The sequence below is a fragment of the Streptomyces sp. Y1 genome (genome assembly GCF_041053115.1).
Classification (GTDB): Bacteria; Actinomycetota; Actinomycetes; order Streptomycetales; family Streptomycetaceae; genus Kitasatospora; species Kitasatospora rubellomurina.
Genome location: NZ_CP163445.1, coordinates 8,133,880 through 8,149,713 on the forward strand (window position 1 = coordinate 8,133,880; position 15,834 = coordinate 8,149,713).

Sequence of the window (15,834 nt, forward strand, 5' to 3'; positions counted from 1 at the left end):
CTTCCTGCCGCCGTCCCGACGACGAGGACGACCGGGTCGGTGTGCGGACACTGCGGGGAGTGCCGAATTACTTGACACTCTCAACTGTTCAGTCCTATCGTTTCGGCATTACTTAATGGGATGAACCATCGAGTGAGTCAACACTTCTTGCGAGGAGCACCACCCATGAAGGCCATCACCTACCGCAGCTACGGCGGACCGGACGTCCTGGAGTACGGGGACGTGCCCGAGCCCAAGCTCGGCCCGGACTCCGTCCTGGTCCGCGTGGCGGCGGCGTCGGTCAACCCGGTCGACTGGAAGATCCAGGCCGGTTACCTCGACGGCATGATGGACGTGGTCTTCCCCGTGATCCCGGGCTGGGACGTCGCCGGTGTCGTGGAGCGGGTCGGCGTCGGCGTGACCGAGTTCACGCCGGGCGACGAGGTGATCGGCTACGTCCGCGAGGACATGGTCCGCCGCGGCACCTTCGCCGAGTACGTCGCCGCGCCCGTGCGCACCCTCGCCCGCAAGCCCGCCAACCTCGACTTCGCCGAGGCCGCCGGCCTGCCGCTGGCGGGCCTCACCGCCTACCAGGCGCTGACCGGCGCCCTGGAGCTCAAGCCGGGCGAGACGGTCCTGGTCCACGCGGCCGCCGGCGGGGTCGGCTCGCTCGCCGTCCAGATCGCCGTCGCCCTCGGCGCCCGGGTGATCGGCACCGCCAGCGACCGCAACCACGACTACCTGCGCGGCCTCGGCGCCGAGCCGGTGGCCTACGGCGACGGCCTGGCCGAGCGCGTCCGCGCGCTGGCGCCGGACGGCGTCGACGCCGTACTCGACCTGGTGGGCGGCGAAGCCCTCGGGATCTCGCCGGCCCTGCTCGCGGAAGGCGGCCGCCTCGCCTCCGTCGCGGACGGCGCCGTCCTCGGCCTCGGCGGGCGCTACGTCTTCGTGCGCCCCGACGCCGCCGACCTCACCGCCCTGACCGACCTCGCCGAGAGCGGCCTGCTCACCGTCGAGGTCGCGGCGACGTTCCCCCTGGAGCAGGCGGCCGACGCCCAGCGCCTCAACGCCGCCGGCCACACCCGCGGCAAGATCGTCGTCACCATCCCCTGACCCCCCGCCTGAACCGCCCCCTCACCAGGACCGTCCCGCACCACCCGGAAGGACCCGTCGTGTCCCTCGTCGTGATCACCGACTGGCTCGCCGACACCGGCGCCGAGCAGCACGTCGCCGATCTGCTCCCCGCCGTCACCGAGGCCGCGCTCACCGAGCCCGGCGTGCTCTCCTACCGGGTGGTCCGCTCCCTGCGCGACCAGGGCGCCTTCGTCGTCTTCGCCGAGTACGAGGACGAGAACGCCCTGGCCGCCCACCGCGACAGCGTGCCCTACCAGCGACTGGTCCTCGCCGGCATCACCCCTCACCTCATCGACCGCCAGGCCGAGGCCTACGCCCTCGTCTGACCCGACCCGCCTCCCCACGGCGCGCCGGCTCCTCCGGGCCTGCGCCGGCGGGGCCACTCACCGTGCACCCGGCGTGCCGAATGCGCGAGCCTACTGTCGGCGCTGTTCGGGGATTCCAGCGCGCCGCAGATGCTCACGGATGAGCGTCGCGACAAGGTCTCCCTCGGACAAGCCGGCGGCGAAGGCGGCGCGTGTGAAGGAGGCGCGCTGCTCCTGCGGGAGGATCACCGCCCTGATGGCGGTGGCATCGGGGTGCCGCCAGCCGCAGCACATGCGGCGATGGCATTGGTCGGCAGCTTCCGATCCGACGTTCGGCGTGGTCCACGGCTTGAACGGATACCGGGCCAGCATCGCCTCGCACTTCGCGAACCACTCCCACATCTCGTGCTTGTTCCGGTGCCGTGCCGTTCCGAAATGGTGCCGGAACCAGTCGCGGCGGTCGGTGTTCCGCAACTCGCGCCTGACCTTCTCCACTCGGGCTTCGAACCCGAGAGCCATCCGCGTCGGCATCATGCGGGTGTCGAAGCCGACCTCCGGCCGATCGCGGTGGAGCTTCTGGTCGGTGAACCATCGCTTCGCCGTGCGCTTTCCCTTCCAGTCGTTGCAGGGTTTGCAGGCGGGGATGAAGTTCCACCAGACGTCCGCACCCTCGTCCGCGACCGGCGTCTCGTGATCCAACGTCGTCGCGCGCTCCGTACCGCAGTAGGTGCACCTGCCCTCGTTGCCGCTGAGGGTTGCCAACCAGACGTACGTGTGTTGGATGCGGCGCGTGCCGCGACGAACGGTTGCCTCGGGTGCCATGGATGATCCGCCTCTCTGATGCCACATCAATTCGGATTTGCTGGAGGCTAGCTGGCGACACTGACAATGCTCCGTGTAGAGATCATTCATGAATGGAGATCTCTCAAAACGATGCGACGGTGATCGTCTGTGATCGCCTAGGTGGCCGGTCGGTCGATGCGCACGAACGCGTTGGGTGGGGCCTTCGGGGCCGCGGGCCGCGAGTTCGTCACGGCGGGTCAGCGCCTTCACCGGCGTCGCCGCCGGCCCTGCCGTCCCCGCCGAAGCGCTCACCCGGATGGCTTTCCTCCTTGTCGTGCTGGACCCCTTGCGCGTGGATCAGGCCGTGGAACTGCTCCGCCCGATCGCCCGGGGCCGGCAGGGGGAGGCCGACGACTGGGGTGAGGCCGCCCGGGTTCTGGCCGGTCTCGGCGACGGATACCGGCAGGAGGCGGAGCAGACGCTGCGGTCGGTCCTTCGGGACAGTCGGCTGCCGTTGGCGGTGCGTGCCGAGGTAGTCGAGCACTTCGTGCGGCTCCGGCTCGCCTGACCGGGGGAGGGCGTCGGGACTCCGCCCGGAGCCCTGACGCCCTCCCCTGACGACCGAACGGGGTGTCCGGAGCGAGTGCTTTCTGAACTGAATCTCCTCAGTCAGCGCTCCGAGGGTGGCCAAATCTGCTCAGTCCAAAGCAGGATTCGGGCCCTCGCCCGGCCGCGAGCCGACCTCGCTCGAAGCGGGCGACTCCGGCCTATGAGCCGTCGCTTCGGTAGGTGCCCGGCGGGTGAGCCAGGTCTGGCGTCGCATGGTGAGCAGACCGACGAGGTCGAGGTTCCTCAGAAGGAGGTCGATGGCGACCTGGGCGGGCACGTGCCACCAGGGAAGAGCACGCCGACGGACGAACTCACGTGCCGTGCGGGTGTGGTGCTGGAGGTACCAGGCCGCTGCGACCGCCGGTACGAGGACGTGCCCGTCGACGGCCAGCGCGACGAGGTAGGCCTCGCAGAGCCAGAACCCGCTGCGGCAGATCACGTCGGCGAGCGTGCCGAAGGTCAGGTAGGGATGCCGCCAGACCCAGCCCGTGGCCAGGGCGGTGAGTCTCACCCGCCAGAAGTTGCGGGAATTCCTCAGCCGCTGGCCGAGGAATTCCCGGCCGGTTCCCGGATAGCGCGACCGCACCGTGGCGTTGCCCTGGAACACGGTGCGGTAGCCGGCGCGCAGCGTCAGCTCGGTGAGCCGGGTGTCGTCCCCGACGATGCACCGGCGGCCGAGGAAGGTCTCGTTCGCGAAGGCGTCGGCCGCCTCCGCGAGCACGGATCGACGGTAGACCGCGGTGCGCCCGATGAGGCACATCTGGGCCCGGCCCGCGACCGTGAACGCCGGGAGCCGGCCCTGCCCCTTGAAGCGGTCTCCCGTGAACTCCCAGACACTGTGCGGATCGAGGGCACTCTGGGCCGTCGCCACGCCGCCCACCTCGGGGTCGGCGAACGGGGCGCGGACGGCGGCCGCCACGCCGGGCGCCCAGACGACGTCGGAATCGACCAGTGCGACCAGGTCGGCGGAGACGGCCTGCCACCCCTGCCGCAGAGCCTCGCGCTTGTCCGCCCGGTCGGTGGTCAGCACCCGGACCGGGAAACGGCGTGCCACGTCGAGGCAGGCGAGGTCGTCCTGGTGGATGACACAGACGATTTCGGACACGTCGTCGGCCAGCCACGATTCCAATGCCCGCCGGAAGAGCAGTGGGTCCTCACGGTAGACGGGTGAGACGACGGCGAGCGGTTGGTGACAAGGGGCTGTGACAGGCCGGTAGCGTCGTCCCACTCGTCGGTGAACCGCGTTCACGGCCCGCCCGATGCCGGCGAGGGCGGCGGGCGGCACGCCGGCCAGGAGGTGCGGCACGAGCGATGACACAGGACGGTCCTCCGACGCTCCGGCCCCGAAGACGGCCGACCGTGACGGGTTGTCAGTTCTTCTCGCCGTCAACCATGCCCGTGTTCAAGAGAGTTCAACGGGCCGTTGGTCCTCATGGCCGGTTCTGGTCGACCGAACGGCCAGTAGTCGCGAAACAACGGAGAGGCAGGGGGCGGCAGTCGAACTCTCTGTCATGCTAACGGCCATGGTCGACACCTCATCCTCGCCAGGGCGGGAATCAGACCGTGTTCCCCGGCCACGGGAACCGCGGGCGGCGGCGCGCATCGTGCTTCACGCCATCAACGGCATCGGAGCCGGCCATCTGGCCCGCCAGACCGCGCTGGCCCGGCATCTGCGGGCGCGGCAACCCGGGCTGGATCCGGTCATGCTCGGTTCCGGCCCCGCCGTGGACGAGGTCTGTGGCGAGGTGCCGGTGATCGAGCTGCCGTCGATGGGACGGGCAGGGCGGTACCGCGGCGAGCCGGCCCATCCCGACATGTTGACCGCCATCACGGCGATGACGCACGCGGCACTCACGGCCCTGCGGCCCCGGGTGGTCGTCCACGACACTCTGGTGTGGCCGACGGTCGAACGGGCGGCGGCGCTGCTCGGCGCCCGCCAGGCGATCTGCCTGCGGCCGCGCCGGGACCTCGCCGACTACCTGGCCCGACCGGACTGCCCGTTGCCGCGGATGGACCTCGTCTTCGTTCCCGACGACCCTGCCGTGCACCCGGAGTTCAGGCAGCGGCTCGACGAGGCCGACATCCCCGCGATCTGGACGGGCCCGGTCTTCCGGACCGCAGCGTCCGACCCGGCGCAGACCCGGCAGAAGCTGGGCGTCTCCGCCGAGGACCGGATGGTGGTGGTGATGTCCGGCGGGGGACGCGGCAACGGGGCCGAGGCACGCGAGCACTTCGACCACAGTTTTGCCGCGCTGTCCCGGGTGGCCGAACAGGGGCTGTCGGTCGTGCTGGTGCTCGGCCCGATGTTCCGCCCCTGGGTGAAGATCCCCGCGGGATTCCCGCATCGCCTCACCGTGCTGCGCGGAGCGCGGAACCTGCCGGACGTCCTGTCCGCGGCCGACCTGGTGATCTGCCGCGGTGGCTACGGGTCGTTGCACGAGGCCACGGCGGGAGGTGCCAGGGTTCTCGCCAATCCCGCCCAACGGGACTTCGACGATCAGCGGGCCAGGGTCGAACAGTTCGCCGTCCACCACGCCTGCGAGCTGCTGCAGAGCACGGCACCGGAGGACCTCGCGGAGCAGATCGGCCGGGCGCTCAAGGCCGGCCCGGTCCGAGGCCTGGCGACACGCCCGTGGACCGAGTCGCTCGACCAGGTCGGAGAGCGTCTGGTGCAGCTGGCACACCAGGACGGGTCCGTTCCCCGGGGCCTGGCCGAACAGTTCATGTACCGCTGAGCCGCGGGACGCGTCAGGAGGCGAGATGCCGGAATCCACGGGAAGGCTCTCCTACTGCACGACGTGCAAGAACCGCCTCTGGCAACTCCGCGACACCCTGCCCGACAACCTACGACGCGTCAGCGAGGACGGGAACAGCGAGATCGTCCTCGTCAACTACAACTCCGACGACGAACTCGACACCTGGGTGCGCCAGTTCCAGCCCCATATCGACGACGGCACCCTCCGCTACCTCCACCAGCGGACCGAACCCCACTTCCACGCCTCCAAGGCCAAGAACCTCGCCCACCTCGCCGCCACCGGCAGCCACCTGATCAACCTCGACGCCGACAACTACATCGGCGACACCGTCCCCACCTGGCGCACCCAGTGGGAGGCACGACCCGACCTGCTGATCCACGGCTTCAGCCCCGACGAGAGCCGCCCGCAACGCTCCACCGAGGAGGCGGCGCGGCTGCGCCCGGACAGCAGCACCGGAACCTATGGACGGATCGGACTGCCGCGCACCCGGTTCCTCGCACTCGGCGGGTACGACGAGCAGCTCCTACCGTCGGCACACGAGGACCAGGACCTGATGGACCGGGCCGAAGCCGCCGGTCTGCCCATCATTCGCCACCCGCAGTCCGGGAGGGCCGCGATCCGCAACAGCCACCGGGAAACCATGCGGCACTCGGGGATCCCCCTGGAGTGGTGGGACGCGAGGAACCTGAACAAGCAGAGATCGGCGGAGAACCTCCACCTCGGCAGGCTCATCGCCAACCCCGGCCGGCCGCCGGTGAAGGTGTTGCTGAACTTCAGCGAGGAGACCGCATTCTGATGCCGACCACCCCACCCCCACCGGGGAAGATCTCCTACTGCACGACGTGCAAGAACCGCCTCTGGCAACTCCGCGACACCCTGCCCGACAACCTGCGACGCGTCAGCGAGGACGGAAACAGCGAGATCGTCCTCGTCAACTACAACTCCGACGACGAACTCGACACCTGGGTGCGCCAGTTCCAGCCCCATATCGACGACGGCACCCTCCGCTACCTCCACCAGCGGACCGAACCCCACTTCCACGCCTCCAAGGCCAAGAACCTCGCCCACCTCGCCGCCACCGGCAGCCACCTGATCAACCTCGACGCCGACAACTACATCGGTGACACCGGCCCCACCTGGCGCGCCCAGTGGGAGGCGGACCCGGATCTGCTGATCTGGGGATTCAGCCCCAACCCGGACGGCAGGCCGGACGGCAGCAACGGGTCGTACGGCCGCGTCGGACTGCCCCGCGCGCGCTTCGACGCGCTCGGCGGGTACGACGAGCGACTGCTCCCGATGGGCTGCCAGGACCTCGACCTGATGGATCGGGCCAAGGCCTGCGGCACACGCGTCATCCGAGTGCCCCAGCAGGCTCCGTTCGCCATTCGCAACACGAACGCCGACAAGGTCCGGCACACCGGAAGTCCGCTGAGCTGGCACGACATGTGGCAGCAGAACCTCCGCCGGACCGAGGAGAACCTACGTTCCGGCCGGCTCACGGTGAACCACGACCGCAAGCCCGTCGAGGTCCTGCTCAACTTCACCCAATGGGTGGAGATCTGATAGGCCTCAGGTCGTGAAGGCCGATCCTGGCGAGGTCGACTTCGGCTCCGCGTTCGCCGTCGACGAGATCATCACGATCCTCGCGACCGTGACCCGCCGCTGGCACCTGACCCCGGCCGCCGCCGGGCCGGTGCGCTCCACCGCACTGGCCATCCACTTCCCCACCCGCCTGCCCATGGCCCCTGTCCCCGTCACCACCGCGAGCCAGTGACCTGAGCCAGAGATTCGGTGGCAGTAGGCGGAGACTATGTCGAGGACCTCGTTGGCGGTCTTCGTCCAGGTGAATGTGCCGAGCGCCTCATTCCACGACATTCCACGACGATCTGGGCGCGGATTCCCTGAGCATGGTGGAACAACCGGCCGCCGCGGGATCGCGGGAGCGGGATCCCCAGCCCGCTGCGCCCGGCCCGAGCACGCCGGCGGACGCCGGCGCGTCGTCCGGCTCGGCGGGCAGCGGGCAGCGGGCAGCGGGCCGCGTCCGGCGAAGGGGAAGGCCTCCACAGATCGAGATCAGGGCGCGTGGGGGCGTAGCGTGGTGATGGTGACGAGCCGCGCAGAGAGCGGAGCGGAGGTGCGTCTGGCGGAGCTGGTAGCCGCGCTCTCGCTGGGCGTGGACCTGGGCTTCGGCCAGCCGATGGAGCACGTGCTGCGCCAGTGCCTGATCGCGTTGCGACTGGCCGAGCGGCTCGGCCTGGACGACGACAGCCGGATGGTCGTCTACTACACCGCGTTGCTGGTCAACGTCGGCTGCCACTCGGACGCGCACGAGCAGGCGAAGTGGTTCGGCGACGACATCACGCTGAAGTCCGGCAAGTACGCCTACGAGCAGCGCAGTCTGGCGGGCGCGGCGGCGACGCTGCGGTTGATCGGATCGGGCAATCCGCCGCTGCACCGGTTCCGGGTCGGCCTGGAGTTCACGCTCGGCGGGTTCCGCGATCTGAACGGGATGATCAACACCCACTCGGCGCTGGCCCGCGAGCTCGCCCGGCGGCTCGGTCTGCCGGAGGCCGTGCAGGAGGCGGTGGCCTGTTCGTACGAGCAGTGGGACGGACGCGGCTGGCCGGGAGAGCTCAAGGGCGAGGCCGTGCCGCTGCCCTCCCGGCTCGCCCAGTTGTCCGAGTACGTCGAGGTGGCGCACCGGATCGGCGGGACCGGCGCGGCCACGGAGCTGGCCAGGCGTCGGGCGGGGACGCAGTTCGATCCCGGACTCGTGGCCGAGCTCTGCCGGGAGCCCGAGGAGATCGTGGGCGGGCTGGACACGGTCCGTACCTGGGAGGCGGTGATCGGGGCCGAGCCCGCGCTCGGCGTGCGGCTCGGCGAGGAGGAGTTCGACGCGGCGCTGCTCGCGGTCGCCGACTTCGTGGATCTGAAGTCCCCGTACACGCTGGGCCACGGCCGTGCCGTGGCGGCGCTGGCCGAGGCGGCGGTGCTCGGGTTGCGGATGGATCCGGCCGAGGTGGCGACGCTGCGCCGGGCCGGCCTGGTGCACGGCCTGGGCCGCCTCGGCGTCTCCAATGCGATCTGGGACAAACCGGGACCGCTGGGCGCGGGGGAGTGGGAACGGGTGCGGCTGCAGCCCTATCTGACGGAGCGGATGCTCCGGCAGTCCCCGGCACTCGCCCCCCTGGGCGAGGTCGCCGTGCAGTACCGCGAACGGCTGGACGGCTCCGGCTACCCGCGCGGGCTCGCGGGCGGCGCGATCTCCTGGCCGAGCCGGATCCTGGGCGCCGCGGACGCGTACCAGTCGATGATCGAGCCGCGCCCGCACCGGGCGGCGCTCCAGGCGGCGGAGGCCGCCGCGCAGCTGCACGCCGAGGTCGCCGCCGGACGCCTGGACGGCGAGGCGGTCGCCGCGGTCCTCGCGGCCGCCGGGCACCGCACGCCGCGCCGCGGCGCCGGGCCCGCGGGCCTGACCACCCGCGAGATCGACGTGCTGCGGCTGCTGGCCCGCGGCTGCTCCAGCAAGGAGATCGCCGCACAGCTGGTGATCTCGCCCAAGACGGCGCGCAACCACATCGAGCACATCTACGCCAAGATCGGGACCTCGACCCGGGCCTCGGCCTGCCTCTTCGCGGTGCAGAACGGTCTGCTCTGAGAGCGGGGCCGACTCCGGGAACGACGGCCCGACGGAAGGTGCCGAAGATGAGGCATCCGCCCCATGCGCCGGCCGCGGCACGGGCCTAGCGTCGAGGCAGAACGTCGGACCGTGAATCGAGGCAGTCATGGGCGTCAGAAGCACACTGTTCGCGGTGACCTACGACCGGATGATGGCCAAGGCCGAGCGGCAGGGCCTGGCCGACCTGCGTCGCCGGTTGATCGCCGAGGCCAGCGGCCGGGTACTCGAAATCGGCAGCGGCACCGGGGCCAACCTCGCCCTCTACGGCGAGGGCGTCGAGTCGCTCACGGTCACCGAGCCCGAGCCGGCGATGGTCCGCCGGCTGGAGCGGCACGTCGCGGAGCGGGCTCCGCGCACCAGGGTCCTGCGGGCGCCGGCCGAGGACCTTCCGTTCGAGGACGACAGCTTCGACGTCGTCGTGTCGACGCTGGTGCTGTGCGGGGTGAGCGACCAGCAGCGGGCACTGCGCCAGCTCGGCCGGGTGCTGCGCCCCGGCGGGCGGCTGCTCTTCCTGGAGCACATGCGCTCGGAGGACCCGAAGGCGGCCCGCCACCAGGACCGGATGAACTGGCTGAACCGGCTGGTGGTCTGCTGCGAGTGCAACCGTCCGACGCTCGAATCGATCCGGGCGGCCGGATTCGTCGTCGACCACGTCGAGCGCCAGGTGTTCCCCGCGAGTCCGTCCTTCGTCGGCCCGGCCGTGCTGGGCAGCGCCAGGCTCCCGGCAGCGACCCCGCCCGGACCCGACGCGGCCACGGCGGTGCCGGAGACAGCCGTGTCGGAGACGGCCGCGGGTGGCTGAAGGGCCGTGCGGATGCCGTTCCCGTCCCGCGGCGAGCAGGAAGACGACACCCTCGGAACAAGTGATCTCCGCCGGTATGCCGAGCGGTGTCGCACCGGACGCCGGCGGCTGGTGTCGAGCCGCAGCAATGGCCGCCGGCCGCCCGCGCTCGACCAGGACCTCTGTGCACGGCGGACCCGCAGGCCCCACGGCCGACGCCGGCGCGTGCGGAGTCGGCACCGAGTTCCTCCAGCAGGGGCCACCGGGTTCCGGTGTCAGGGCCGGTGGACGGGCGTGAGGTGGAGGGTGAAGTCGGCGGTGCCGAGTTCGAGGCGGTGCTGGGGCAGGACGCCGGGTCCGCACGCGGCGCTTCCGAGGCCCTGGACGGCGTGGTCGGTGTGCAGGTGGACGAGCGGTCCGGGGGGCAGCTCGCTCCGGTGCCCGGCGGCAGCCAGGTGCCGGTCGCTCCAGGGGCGGGCGGAGAGGTGGAAGAGCTGCTCGCCCCGGATGCGGATGGTGTCGGAGCCGTCGCTGATCGCGGCCCACCGCACGTCCGTACGGCTGCCGTTCTCCTGCGGGCGTACGTAGGGCGTCTGCATCCGGTCGACCGTGCTGTGGAATCGTCCGACGCGGACCGCCTGCCGGGAGTCCGGGTACGCCTCGCCGGGGCCGGCGCCGAACCACTCGACCCGTGACCAGTGAGCGGGGAGCGGGGAGCGGAGGCGGCGCTGCGCACCACGACGGTCAGACCTTGGGTGTCGGGCGTGACGGAGACCGTGCGGTGGCGCAGCCGGTCCAGGCCGCGTTCCTTCCAGTAGGCGGCGTCGCGCCGCGACCAGCCGCCGCGGTCGTTGTCGGTGGGAGCGCGCCACAGGCCCAGCGTGGGGGCCCTGCAGGGGCAGGCCGCCGAGGTCGAGCAGGCTGCCGGTGGCGTGGTCGAACCGGCCGGGCCCGAGCGTGATGACCCCGTCCGCGGCCTGTGGGGCAACCGGCGCCACCGGGGTGCCGTCCGAGCGGTCGCGGTGCGGTGCGGAGAGCCGGAGCTGTCCCCAGGCGATGACGTGGCCCTCGGGCGCCCAGTCGGCGGGCTCGGCCAGCTGCGCCTCGACAGTGAGCCACAGTTCACCGCCGTCGCCGTCGTCAGCCGCCCGCCGGACCGCCGCGGGCAGTGGCAGGTCGACGCGGTCCCCCGGGGTCGCCTTCGGCGTTGGCAGTGGCCTGTGGCGAGTTCGACGCCCTCGCACTCCAGTGACCAGGTGAACCGCAGGTGGGACCGGTCCAGCACCTCGTAGCGGTTCTCGACGCTCAGTGTGTCGGTCGTCGGCCCGGGGCCGATGCGGACCGGGGCGATGACCTTCGCGTACTCCAGCAGGCCGGGCGAGGGGGCGCAGTCGGGGAAGACCAGGCCGTCGACACAGAAGTTGCCGTCGTGCAGGTCCTCGCCGAAGTCGCCGCCGTACCCGAAGAACTCGCGGCCCTGGGCGTCACGCGTTCGCAGCGCCTGGTCCATCCACTCCCACACCCAGCCGCCCTGCTCCCGCGGGCCACGAGCGAGATCGGGATCCTCGTCCATGCCGGCGTCCATCTTGCCGAAAACCCGCGGTGGCACCGAACGCTCACTGAACGGGCGCGATCCGGAGTCCGCATTCGCATACTGCTGGGCGACCCGGACAGCCCCGAGATCGCGCGTCGGGGCGAGGAGGAGGAAATTGGCGAGGGTGTCGCGTACAAGGTGCGCGAAGTCATCAAGCTCTACCGCCCGGTCTATGGTACGCCCGGCATCGAGTTCCGATCGCACCGGTCCACGCTGCACAACTCCCTGTACAGGTTCGACGACGAGATGCTCGCGCGGAACCGGGGGCTGGTGTTCAAGAGCGGTGGCCGGAGGGCCTGCGGGTGTACCGGATTCCCTTTGCCCTCAGCTGAGCTGCTCGGCCAGTCCGACGATGATGCCCTCGGGGCCGCGCACGTAGCAGAGGCGGTGGCTTTCCTCATACTGTGCCAACTCGCCGACCAGTTCGGCGCCGTGAGTGCGCAGGCGGGCAACGGTGTCCTCGATGTCGTCGACGGCGAACATGACTCGGTGCGTGCCGAGAACGTTGTGCGGCCTGTCGCGCGGCCCGGCGCTGATTGCCGCGGGGCTGCGGTACTTCGCCAGCTCAAGTCGGCTGTGACCGTCCGGGGTTCGGAGCATCGCGATGTCACAGCGGACGCCGTCGAGTCCAGTGCACTGGTCGGCGACTCGGCCCTCGACCTCCGCCCTGCCCTCCAGCTCCATACCGAGTTCTACGAAGAACGCGATGGCGGCGTCCATGTCCTCGACGACGATGCCGACGTTGTCCATCCGCTGAATTGCCATGCTGGTTTCTCCCTGTTCCGCCTGCGGCCGGCCCGGAGAGAGCCCTCCCTGGTGAGGGGTCTTCCGTTCCTACAGGACCTGCGTACCTCCCAAAGTATTCGCTGGAACGGGCTCCCCCCAGCAGCACGAAGGCCCAGCACGACGTACGGTCCGAGCCATGAAGGGCGACAAGACCGACAGCCAGAGTCGACCCGCGTCGCTGGCGGCCACGGCGAAGGCCGTCACCGGGTACCTGCTCTGGCTGCGCGATGATGCAGGACGCAGCCGGACGGTCCCGGTGGCGGTGACCGGCCGCCTCGGCCCCGCCGGCCACCCGGTGTATGCCGACCAGGACGGCACGGTGCAGGTCGAGATCACCGACGACGGTCGTCACCGCGCCCTCACGGTGAGCCCCTCCCCGATCGTCGTTGCCAAGCCGTTGGTCTAGCGGCGCTCGGGCCGGTACTGCCCCGCGCCGTGCGGTCATCGAAGACATGGTCGCCGCTGGTCGTACGCCCGCTGTGTAGTACGTGCAACGGCTTCGCGGTACGACGGCGCACCGAATCACCTGGCGTGGGCCGGTATCCGCGGGTATCGGCAGCCCGGCCGAGGCAGATCGTGGCGGCGTGCGACGGACGATCGGGGTTGGTCGGATGCGCTGCCTCGCGGTCAGGAGGAGAGAAGGTCGCGCATGCGGGTCCGTTCGGCCCGGGAAGACGCGGCGGGGCGGCCGGCCGTCATGCCGCCGTCGACTGCGAGATCCTGCCCGGTCACCAGGCGGCTGGCGTCGCCGGCGAGCCACAGGACGGCCGCGGCGATGTCGTCGGTGCGGACGGTGCCGGGGAGGGGCTGGCTGGAGTCCAGCATCGGCTTGAACGCCTCGGCCACGGACGTGGCCGTCGCGTCAGCAGCCGACGCATCGGCTCCGGAACCCTTGGCGAAGATGCCCGTCGGCACGAAACCGGGGGACACGCTGTTCACGCGGACCTCGTGCTCACCCAGGTCCACTGCCGCGCACCGGGTGAGGTGGAGTGCGGCGGCCTTGGCGGTCGAATAGTCCAGGCCGGACCAGCCGGCGATCTTTCCCGCCAGGCTCGCCACGTTGATGATGCTTCCCGAGCGCTGGGCCACCATCTGCCGTCCGGCGTGCTTGATGCCGTGCATGACGCCCGCGACATGGACCGCCAGTGTCCGCGTGAACACGGCCGAGTCGAAGTCGGTCACCGACGCCATGTTCCCCGGCCCGCCCGCGTTGTTGACCATGATGTCGAGCCGCCCGTAGCGCTCGACGGCGTGGCCGACCAGTGCCTCGACGTCCGCCTCGACCGATACGTCGCAGCGCACGAAGGTCGCCGACTCGTCCAGTGCCGCAGCCCGTTGGTGCCCTTCGTGCTCGCGGCGGCCGGCGAGGACGACGTGGGCGCCCTCGGCGGCGAAGACCTCCGCAATGCGGGCTCCGATGCCGCTCGTCGCCCCGGTGACGACGGCGACCTTGCCGTGCAGACTCTTCATGTCGCAACTCCGGTGTCGGGTCCGAGGCAGATGCGAGCGGACCGGGGACGGCAAATGTTGATCATCATCATTGGCCATCAGGGACCCCTGAACAAATCACGCCGTCCGGCGAACGGGATCGCCGCGCGGCAGTAGCTGTGGCGGCGGGCGGCTGCCGCCGACGAACGGGTGAACGGGTGAACGGGTGAACCGGCGGCGCGGCGGGCCGGCGCGGACGGGCGCGCGGACGGGGGAGGGGCATGATCACCGGGTTCACTCCCGACCCGGCCGGAGGCCGCGATGCGGATTCTGCTCCTCGCGAGCGCCTACAACAGCCTCACCCAGCGCGTCCACGCGGAACTGCGGGACCGGCGGCACACGCTGGAGGTCCACCTCGCGGACGGCGACGGAGCGCTGCGGGAAGCGGTGCGCGCCTTCGGCCCGGACCTGGTGGTGGCGCCGATGCTGACGGAGGTGATTCCCCCGGACGTCTGTGCGGCGGTCACCTGCCTGATCGTCCATCCGGGCCCGCCCGGGGACCGGGGACCGTCCTCCCTCGACTGGGCGATCCACGAGGGGGCGGTCGACTGGGGGGTGACGGTCCTGCGGGCCGAGGAGGAGATGGACGGCGGCGCCGTGTGGGCGTCGGCCGCGTGCCGGCTCGCGCCGGCCGGCAAGAGCGACCTCTACCGGAACGAGGTCTCCGACGCCGCCATGGAGGCGGTGCTGCTGGCGGTCGAGCGCTTCGCCTCCGGTACCCACGTCCCCCAGCCGCAGCACGGGCCCGGCTGGCGGGTGGTGAACCGCACCCGGCCGTTCTTCCGCCAGGAGCTGCGCCGGATCGACTGGGCCGCCGACCCGACCGAGGCGGTGCTGCGCAAGCTGCGCGCGGCCGACTCCAGGCCGGGCGTGCTCGACGAACTGCTCGGCGGCCAGTGGTTCCTGCACGGCGGCCACCCGGAGCACGAACTGCGCGGACGCCCCGGAGAGCTCCTGGCCACCCGTGCCGGGGCGGTGTGCCGGGCGACGGCGGACGGTGCGGTGTGGATCCCCGAGCTGCGCCGGCGCCGCGACCCCGGCGGGCCCGCCACCATCCGGCTGCCGGCCGTCACCGCGCTCGGCACGGCCCTGTCCGGCGTGCCCGGACGGCCCGCGCCGCTGATGCCGCCGCCGGACGGCCGGGTCTGGTCGGACCTCAGCTACCGGGAGGAGGGACCGGTGGGGTTCCTGCGCTTCTCCTTCCCCGGCGGTGCGATGAGCACCGACCACTGCCGGCGCCTGCTGGCCGCCTACCGCTTCGCCGCCGGCCGGCCGACCTCGGTGCTGGTGCTGGGCGGCGGGCGCGACTTCTTCGCCAACGGCATCCACCTCAACGTCATCGAGGCCGCCCCCGATCCGGCCCGGGAGTCCTGGGAGAACATCAACGCCATCGACGACCTGGTCGCCGAGGTCCTGACCACCACCGACCGCCTGGTCGTCGCCGCCCTGGGCGGGAACGCGGCGGCCGGCGGCGTGATGCTCGCCCTGGCCGCGGACGAGGTGTGGTGCCGCGGCGGCATCGTCCTCAACCCGCACTACCGGCTGATGGGCCTGCACGGGTCCGAGTACTGGACCTACAGCCTGCCGCGCCGGGTGGGCGCCGCCCAGGCCGCCCGGCTCACCGGGCGGGCGCTGCCGGTGAGCGCCGCCGAGGGCCTGCGCACCGGACTGGTGGACCGGGTGCTCGACTGCGGCCCGCAGGAGTTCGGCGGGACGGTCGCCGCCCTGGCCGCCCGGCTCGCCGCACTGCCCGCCCTGCAGTCCCGGATCGCGGCCAAGAAGGTCACCCGGGAGGCGGAGGAGCTGCGGCGACCGCTCGCCGATTACCGCCGCGCCGAACTGGCCGTGATGCACCGCCAGTTCTTCGACCCGTGCGCGCCGTACCACGCGCTGCGCGCCGCCTTCGTTCGCAAGCAGCCCCCGCGCGGCACCCGCTGAGT

General features: G+C 71.5%; 16 protein-coding genes and 1 pseudogene. 10 read left to right on the forward strand and 7 right to left on the reverse strand.

Annotated features, from left to right (window positions below; translation table 11 throughout):
• Window positions 1-165 precede the first annotated feature (165 nt).
• Both AB2U05_RS35510 and AB2U05_RS35515 read left to right on the forward strand, forming a co-directional pair.
• A complete protein-coding gene (locus AB2U05_RS35510; protein WP_369185570.1) occupies window positions 166-1,092 on the forward strand; it encodes an NADP-dependent oxidoreductase in 927 nt (308 codons plus the stop codon).
• A gap of 59 nt (window positions 1,093-1,151) precedes the next feature.
• A complete protein-coding gene (locus AB2U05_RS35515; RefSeq protein WP_052707125.1) occupies window positions 1,152-1,439 on the forward strand; it encodes an antibiotic biosynthesis monooxygenase family protein in 288 nt (95 codons plus the stop codon).
• A 90-nt stretch (window positions 1,440-1,529) separates the two neighbouring features.
• Here AB2U05_RS35515 and AB2U05_RS35520 read toward each other — a convergent pair whose 3' ends face one another.
• The 3 genes from AB2U05_RS35520 to AB2U05_RS35530 all read right to left on the reverse strand — a co-directional run bounded on the left by AB2U05_RS35520 (window position 1,530) and on the right by AB2U05_RS35530 (window position 4,128).
• Window positions 1,530-2,240, reverse strand: a complete 711-nt coding sequence (locus AB2U05_RS35520) for an HNH endonuclease (RefSeq protein ID WP_369185571.1) — start codon at window positions 2,238-2,240, stop codon at window positions 1,530-1,532.
• A gap of 208 nt (window positions 2,241-2,448) precedes the next feature.
• Complete coding sequence (locus tag AB2U05_RS35525; RefSeq protein WP_369185572.1) at window positions 2,449-2,745, reverse strand: hypothetical protein; 297 nt, start codon at window positions 2,743-2,745, stop codon at window positions 2,449-2,451.
• A gap of 153 nt (window positions 2,746-2,898) precedes the next feature.
• On the reverse strand, window positions 2,899-4,128 hold the full coding sequence (locus tag AB2U05_RS35530) for a glycosyltransferase (protein ID WP_369185573.1): 1,230 nt from the start codon (window positions 4,126-4,128) through the stop codon (window positions 2,899-2,901).
• 49 nt (window positions 4,129-4,177) lie between these two features.
• Between AB2U05_RS35530 and AB2U05_RS35535 the strand changes: the two genes are divergently transcribed.
• The 6 genes from AB2U05_RS35535 (at window position 4,178) to AB2U05_RS35560 (ending at window position 10,047) form a co-directional block, all read left to right on the forward strand.
• On the forward strand, window positions 4,178-5,545 hold the full coding sequence (locus AB2U05_RS35535) for a glycosyltransferase (RefSeq protein WP_369185574.1): 1,368 nt from the start codon (window positions 4,178-4,180) through the stop codon (window positions 5,543-5,545).
• Between the two features lie 25 nt (window positions 5,546-5,570).
• Complete coding sequence (locus tag AB2U05_RS35540; protein WP_369185575.1) at window positions 5,571-6,362, forward strand: glycosyltransferase family 2 protein; 792 nt, start codon at window positions 5,571-5,573, stop codon at window positions 6,360-6,362.
• Window positions 6,362-7,129 (forward strand): glycosyltransferase family 2 protein, encoded by a 768-nt coding sequence (locus tag AB2U05_RS35545; protein ID WP_369185576.1) that lies wholly within the window; start codon window positions 6,362-6,364, stop codon window positions 7,127-7,129. The genes AB2U05_RS35540 and AB2U05_RS35545 overlap by 1 nt, the downstream gene beginning before the upstream one ends.
• Window positions 7,130-7,142: 13 nt before the next feature.
• The gene (locus AB2U05_RS35550; protein ID WP_369185577.1) at window positions 7,143-7,340 is read left to right on the forward strand and encodes a hypothetical protein; all 198 of its coding nucleotides are present in this window, start codon (window positions 7,143-7,145) and stop codon (window positions 7,338-7,340) included.
• Between the two features lie 330 nt (window positions 7,341-7,670).
• Window positions 7,671-9,224, forward strand: a complete 1,554-nt coding sequence (locus AB2U05_RS35555; RefSeq protein ID WP_369185578.1) for an HD domain-containing phosphohydrolase — start codon at window positions 7,671-7,673, stop codon at window positions 9,222-9,224.
• A gap of 127 nt (window positions 9,225-9,351) precedes the next feature.
• On the forward strand, window positions 9,352-10,047 hold the full coding sequence (locus AB2U05_RS35560) for a class I SAM-dependent methyltransferase (RefSeq protein ID WP_369185579.1): 696 nt from the start codon (window positions 9,352-9,354) through the stop codon (window positions 10,045-10,047).
• A 254-nt stretch (window positions 10,048-10,301) separates the two neighbouring features.
• Here AB2U05_RS35560 and AB2U05_RS35565 read toward each other — a convergent pair whose 3' ends face one another.
• The 3 genes and pseudogenes from AB2U05_RS35565 to AB2U05_RS35575 form a co-directional block, all read right to left on the reverse strand.
• Entirely contained in the window at window positions 10,302-11,270 is a 969-nt protein-coding gene (locus AB2U05_RS35565) for a beta-galactosidase domain 4-containing protein (RefSeq protein WP_369185580.1), read from the reverse strand.
• A gap of 152 nt (window positions 11,271-11,422) precedes the next feature.
• A pseudogene (locus tag AB2U05_RS35570) lies at window positions 11,423-11,611 on the reverse strand (glycoside hydrolase family 2 TIM barrel-domain containing protein); the annotation flags it as partial.
• Between the two features lie 333 nt (window positions 11,612-11,944).
• Window positions 11,945-12,385, reverse strand: a complete 441-nt coding sequence (locus AB2U05_RS35575) for a VOC family protein (protein ID WP_369185581.1) — start codon at window positions 12,383-12,385, stop codon at window positions 11,945-11,947.
• Window positions 12,386-12,542: 157 nt separating this feature from the next.
• Between AB2U05_RS35575 and AB2U05_RS35580 the strand changes: the two genes are divergently transcribed.
• A complete protein-coding gene (locus AB2U05_RS35580; protein WP_369185582.1) occupies window positions 12,543-12,812 on the forward strand; it encodes a DUF6296 family protein in 270 nt (89 codons plus the stop codon).
• A gap of 221 nt (window positions 12,813-13,033) precedes the next feature.
• On the opposite strand, the gene AB2U05_RS35585 is transcribed toward AB2U05_RS35580, so the two are convergent.
• Window positions 13,034-13,876, reverse strand: coding sequence for an SDR family NAD(P)-dependent oxidoreductase (locus AB2U05_RS35585; protein WP_369185583.1), 843 nt, complete (start codon window positions 13,874-13,876; stop codon window positions 13,034-13,036).
• Window positions 13,877-14,155: 279 nt separating this feature from the next.
• Here AB2U05_RS35585 and AB2U05_RS35590 point away from each other — a divergent pair, with 279 nt between their 5' ends.
• Window positions 14,156-15,832 (forward strand): hydrogenase maturation protein, encoded by a 1,677-nt coding sequence (locus tag AB2U05_RS35590; RefSeq protein WP_369185584.1) that lies wholly within the window; start codon window positions 14,156-14,158, stop codon window positions 15,830-15,832.
• The last annotated feature ends 2 nt before the right edge of the window (window positions 15,833-15,834 follow it).

Bases quoted from the DNA above. Each gene is read 5' to 3' on its own strand.
- AB2U05_RS35585 (WP_369185583.1), bottom strand. From the start codon at position 13,876: ATGAAGAGTCTGCACGGCAAGGTCGCCGTCGTCACCGGGGCGACGAGC.
- AB2U05_RS35580 (WP_369185582.1), top strand. From the start codon at position 12,543: ATGAAGGGCGACAAGACCGACAGCCAGAGTCGACCCGCGTCGCTGGCG.
- AB2U05_RS35510 (WP_369185570.1), top strand. From the start codon at position 166: ATGAAGGCCATCACCTACCGCAGCTACGGCGGACCGGACGTCCTGGAG.
- AB2U05_RS35560 (WP_369185579.1), top strand. From the start codon at position 9,352: ATGGGCGTCAGAAGCACACTGTTCGCGGTGACCTACGACCGGATGATG.
- AB2U05_RS35575 (WP_369185581.1), bottom strand. From the start codon at position 12,385: ATGGCAATTCAGCGGATGGACAACGTCGGCATCGTCGTCGAGGACATG.
- AB2U05_RS35540 (WP_369185575.1), top strand. From the start codon at position 5,571: ATGCCGGAATCCACGGGAAGGCTCTCCTACTGCACGACGTGCAAGAAC.
- AB2U05_RS35545 (WP_369185576.1), top strand. From the start codon at position 6,362: ATGCCGACCACCCCACCCCCACCGGGGAAGATCTCCTACTGCACGACG.
- AB2U05_RS35590 (WP_369185584.1), top strand. From the start codon at position 14,156: ATGCGGATTCTGCTCCTCGCGAGCGCCTACAACAGCCTCACCCAGCGC.
- AB2U05_RS35520 (WP_369185571.1), bottom strand. From the start codon at position 2,240: ATGGCACCCGAGGCAACCGTTCGTCGCGGCACGCGCCGCATCCAACAC.